Genomic DNA, 227 nt, shown 5'->3' with positions numbered 1-227 from the left:
CATCTACGTCGACCTTGGCCATCGGCTCGGCCAAGCCAACGCCCTCAAGAACCTCGGTCGAGTACAACACGCACTCGGTGATCTCGGTGCTGCCACGGACACTCTCGCCGAGGCGCACGCCATCTACGTCGACCTTGGCCATCGGCTCGGCCAAGCCAACGCCCTCAAGAACCTCGGTCGAGTACAACACGCACTCGGTGATCTCGGTGCTGCCACGGACACTCTCG

1 protein-coding gene is annotated in these 227 nt (G+C 63.0%); it reads left to right on the top strand.

What is annotated here, in order from left to right; translation table 11 throughout:
• Position 1: 1 nt before the first annotated feature.
• On the top strand, positions 2 to 227 hold a 226-nt coding region (locus DMH01_RS43790), incomplete at its 3' end, for a tetratricopeptide repeat protein (RefSeq protein ID WP_148106614.1).

Source organism: Amycolatopsis sp. WAC 04182 (genome assembly GCF_003947465.1).
Lineage (GTDB): Bacteria > Actinomycetota > Actinomycetes > Mycobacteriales > Pseudonocardiaceae > Amycolatopsis.
The sequence above is the reverse complement of the archived record's forward strand: the minus strand, read 5'-3'. Positions and strand labels throughout refer to the sequence as shown.